Origin of the sequence: Flavobacterium sp. (assembly GCF_046317795.1) — a bacterium.
Taxonomy (GTDB): Bacteria; Bacteroidota; Bacteroidia; order Flavobacteriales; family Flavobacteriaceae; genus Flavobacterium.
Genome location: NZ_JBKCVI010000001.1, coordinates 1 through 4764, shown reverse-complemented (window position 1 = coordinate 4764; position 4764 = coordinate 1). Strand labels below are relative to the sequence as shown.

The window sequence follows — 4764 nt, the reverse complement described above, 5'->3', positions numbered from 1 at the left end:
AGGTGTTGGTTATCATTTGGTTGGTTTGCCCGACAATGCCATTAAAGAAAGTAGCTATCGTATTGCAGCTGCCTTGAAAAATAATGGTTATAGTTTACCGGGAAAAAAAATCACAATAAACATGGCGCCAGCCGATTTGCGAAAAGAAGGTTCAGCCTATGATTTGACATTGGCAATAGGAATTTTAGCTGCTTCAGGACAAATAAAAGCGGATGAGGTTGACAAGTACATCATTATGGGAGAATTGTCTCTTGATGGTGGTTTGCAACCGATAAAAGGAGCATTATCTATAGCTATTAAAGCGAAAGAAGAAGGATTTAAAGGTTTTTTTCTTCCGATACAAAATGTCAAAGAAGCTGCCATTGTTACCGGATTAGAAGTTTATGGCATAGAAAACGTGACCCAGGTTATAGATTTTTTTGAAGGAAAAGGGACATTAGAACCCACTGTAATTAACACAAGAGATGAGTTTTATAAAACCTTAGATTTTCCAGAATTTGATTTTTCGGATGTCAAAGGGCAAGAAAGTATCAAGCGTTGTATGGAAATTGCCGCTGCTGGTGGGCATAATATTATTTTGATTGGTCCGCCAGGTTCGGGAAAAACAATGCTTGCCAAACGATTACCTAGTATTTTGCCGCCCATGACGTTGAAAGAAGCTTTGGAAACTACCAAAATTCATAGTGTTGCAGGGAAAATTAAAGATGCCGGATTAATGAACCAACGCCCTTTTAGAAGTCCACATCATACTGCCAGTTCGGTTTCACTTGTTGGTGGCGGAAGTTATCCTCAACCAGGTGAAATATCCTTAGCACACAACGGCGTTTTATTTTTGGATGAATTGCCCGAATTTAAGCGAGAAGTTCTCGAAGTCATGCGTCAACCTTTGGAAGACAGAGAAGTTACAATTTCGAGAGCAAAATTTACGATTACGTATCCGTCTTCTTTTATGTTGGTAGCGAGTATGAACCCAAGTCCGGGAGGTTATTTTAACGATCCTGATGCGCCTGTAAGTTCATCACCAGCAGAGATGCAAAGGTATTTGAGTAAAATTTCTGGACCATTATTAGATAGAATTGATATTCACATTGAAGTGACTCCTGTTCCGTTTGAAAAATTGACCGAAACTCGTCCAGCGGAAAGTAGTATTGCCATTAGAGAACGTGTAACAAAAGCAAGAGAAATTCAGTCACAGCGTTTTGAATTGTTTGACAACATTCATTACAATGCGCAAATGAGCACCAAACAAATTAGGGAATATTGCGCTTTGGATGATACTTCATTGCAACTCTTAAAAACGGCTATGGAACGTTTAAATCTGTCAGCAAGAGCGTATGACAGAATTCTGAAAGTTTCCAGAACCATTGCCGATTTAGAACAATCGGAAAGGGTAAATCCCAGTCACATTGCTGAAGCCATACAGTATCGAAGTTTGGATAGAGAGGGTTGGTTGGGATGATTTTTAGTATTCAGTTGGTAAAGTAATGCGTTTATAACCCAGATAGTAGTGGAAAGCAAACCGCAGTAGCACCACTACTTTTTAATCAAAAAAAGAGCGACTGTAAAGAAGCTCCTTTTGTTGATATAAAAATGTGGTTATAGTGTGGTTTCTTGAAACGGATAGCTGGATTGGTTTCTAATTTAACAGAGCAGAAAAAGTATCGCCTTGCCTAATATCGCCTGTTTTGTATCCTTTCATAAACCATTCCATTCGTTGTTCGGACGAGCCATGAGTAAACGATTCTTGATTCACTCGCCCTTGCATTTTGCTTTGAATAGCATCATCTCCAACAGCATTGGCGGCACTTAGTGCTTCTTCGATATCGCCTGCTTCTAAAAGGTTTTTATTATAATGTGCCCAAACACCCGCATAAAAATCGGCTTGCAGTTCTAAACAAACAGAAAGTTTATTGGCTACAGCTTCGCTTTTACCTTGTTGCAGTTGGCGCATTTTTGCAGAAGTTCCTAGTAAAGTTTGCAAATGATGTCCCATTTCGTGGGCAATGACGTAGGCAATGGCAAAGTCGCCACCTTGTGCACCAAAACGTGTTTTTAACTCTTCAAAAAAGCGTAAATCCATATACACTTTTTTATCTCCAGGGCAATAAAAAGGGCCCGAAGCTGAGGTTGCGCTTCCGCAAGCGGTATTTACTCCATCGTCAAATAGCACCATGCCTGGTTCTTGATATTGCATATTATTTTCTTCAAAAATTTTTGCCCAAGTTTCATTATTATAAGCAAAACATGCTTCCGAAAAATCTCCTAGTTCTTTTTCTTCGGCAGATAATTCTCTGGTTTGAGTGCCTTCACTTTGCGTTTGTGTGCCTTGTGTTTGCTCTAAAATGTTTCCAATTGTTTGACCTGTTTCGCCACCAAACATGTTTAATAATAGAATGATAATTCCGATAGCGCCTCCACCTAGTAATGCTTTTCCACCACCGGACATTCCTCTTCTGTCTTCAAAATTGCCGCTTTCTTTTTTATCCCATTTCATGATTTTTTTTATTTTTTTGGAAGTAATTTTTCTTCAATTATTCTTTTTAACAACTCTTTGTCGATAGGTTTTGGAATATAGTCATTCATTCCATATTCAATACATTTTTCTTTCTCACCCATAACGGTTCCTGCCGTAAGAGCAATAATTGGAATATGCTTTGTATTTGGTAGTTTTCTAATTTCAACAGTCGCATCGTAACCATTCATTTCTGGCATTTGAATGTCCATTAAAATCAAATCGGGCAGAACATCTTTTATTTTTTCTAGTGCGACTTTGCCATTTTCAAGTTCAATTATTTCTGCATTTGGCAAAATTCTTTTTATCAATGTCTTTGCCAAAAGCATGTTTATTTGATTGTCTTCTACTATAAAAATAGTTTTGTTTTCTTCAGTAATAATATTGTTTTTAGGTGTTTTGTTTTCAGGAATATCGATTGATTTTTCTGTTTCTGAAGTTATATTTGAATATTTGACTTCTAGAATAAAACTAAATTCACTTCCTTTTTCCATTTCACTTACAAGTTCTAAACGACTTTTCATTAGACCCAATAATTGATTAGAAATCGTTAGTCCTAATCCTGTTCCTCCAAATTTTTTAGATATTGAGCTGTCTTCTTGTGAAAATGCTTCGAATATTTTTAATTGCTTGTCTTTTTTTATACCAATTCCTGTATCCTTTACAGAAAATTTTAATTTAATGGTTTCGTTATTTATTTTTTCGAGAACCGATATAGATAAATTTATTGATCCTTTTTCGGTAAATTTTACTGCGTTGCTTAATAGATTTATTAAAACTTGTTTTAATCTAATGTAGTCAATCCAAATATAAGCTGGAACTTCATTTCCTATTACGGAATTGATTTCTAAGTTTTTGCTATTTGCTTCATATTGTATCAAATTAACTACTTGACTTGCTAAATCGAGAAGGTTATGTTTTTCTATATTTAATTCAACTTTTCCAGACTCTATTTTTGAAAAATCCAAAATATCATTAATTACTTCCATTAATGAATTGGCTGATTGATTGATGGTATTCATATATTTTTTTTGAATATCTTCAAGATTTGTATTCATTAATAATTCGGTAAAACCAATAATACCGTTTAGTGGTGTTCTAATTTCATGGCTCATATTTGCCAAAAATTCCGATTTTGCTCTGTTGGCTGATTCGGCATAATTTTTTGCTTTTATAGCTTCTTCTGCCTCTATTCTTTGTGTAATATCAATAAAAATTCCAACGATATATTCAATTTTATCATTTTTAAAAATTGGTTCACCGAACTCTTCTACCCAAACATGGTGGCCATCCTTATGAACAATTCTATAAATAAAATGAATTTTCTGTTTTTCTTTGAATAATTCTTCCACAGTGTTTTGTGCAATTTTCAAGTCTTGTTGATGTACTAGATCTATAAAGTAAATTTTGTTTTGTAGAAAGTCATCTTTGTGATAACCAGTAAGTTTTTCGATTTCATCGTTTAGATAAATTTTTGTCCATTTTTCATCATACTTAGAAAGATGTACTGTGCCAGGTATATTGTTGGCAAGGAGTCTAAATTTTTCTTCGCTTTCTTGGATTATGGCTTCATTAATATTGCGTTCTATGGCATGAGAAATATTTTTAGTGAGGTTTTCTAGTGTATTTATTTCGTCAATAGTCCATTCGCGCTCTGTATTTTCTACAAAAAATGCAATCATACCATAAAATTCATTCTTTAAGAAAATTGGAAGGAATAAAATAGATTTTGAATAATATTTAGACAAAAACTGTTTTGTTTTATTGTCTTTAATTTTTCTTACTATGGCTGCATAAGGTTTGTTGTTTTTTAAATTTTCAATCACTTCATCTATTTCAGATAAGGGAATTTCTAAGTTAATTGGAAATTTATCTGTGATTGAATTAATTTCTTTGAGCCAACAGTGTTTTTTTATTAATTTATTATCTGGGCTCTTTTCAAAGTAAGATAATTTATCTACCTGAGTAACATTGCCAATGGCATAAAGAATTCCTTCAAAAATTTCATCTGTATTTTTTGACAATAAAAACTTTTCGGTGTTTTTTGTTATTTCTAATAATACTTCGCTTTTATAAAAAAGTTTTTGTTCGGATTCTATGCGCATTTGTGATTCAATTGCTATAGCAATAAGATCGGAAAGAGAACGAGCAAAATTAATATCTTCATTATCCCATTCTACATTTTTTTCTACTTTTTCAAAACATAAAATACCAATAATTTTTCCATTAATAAATATTGGTGTGTCTAGTAA

General features: G+C 33.8%; 3 protein-coding genes. 1 reads left to right on the top strand and 2 read right to left on the bottom strand.

Features of this window, described 5'->3' with window-relative positions; all coding sequences use genetic code 11:
- Positions 1-1459 (top strand): YifB family Mg chelatase-like AAA ATPase (locus tag ACK5ON_RS00015; protein ID WP_409818680.1); only part of this gene is annotated, 1459 nt, incomplete at its 5' end.
- A gap of 177 nt (positions 1460-1636) precedes the next feature.
- On the opposite strand, the gene ACK5ON_RS00010 is transcribed toward ACK5ON_RS00015, so the two are convergent.
- Together ACK5ON_RS00010 and ACK5ON_RS00005 are read right to left on the bottom strand one after the other, a co-directional pair.
- Complete coding sequence (locus ACK5ON_RS00010; RefSeq protein WP_409818678.1) at positions 1637-2494, bottom strand: neutral zinc metallopeptidase; 858 nt, start codon at positions 2492-2494, stop codon at positions 1637-1639.
- 8 nt (positions 2495-2502) lie between these two features.
- Positions 2503-4764, bottom strand: a 2262-nt coding sequence (locus ACK5ON_RS00005) for a response regulator (RefSeq protein WP_409818676.1), incomplete at its 5' end; no start/stop codon positions are given.

Excerpts from the sequence above, each read along its gene's own strand:
- ACK5ON_RS00010 (WP_409818678.1), bottom strand. The coding sequence starts at position 2,494 with ATGAAATGGGATAAAAAAGAAAGCGGCAATTTTGAAGACAGAAGAGGA.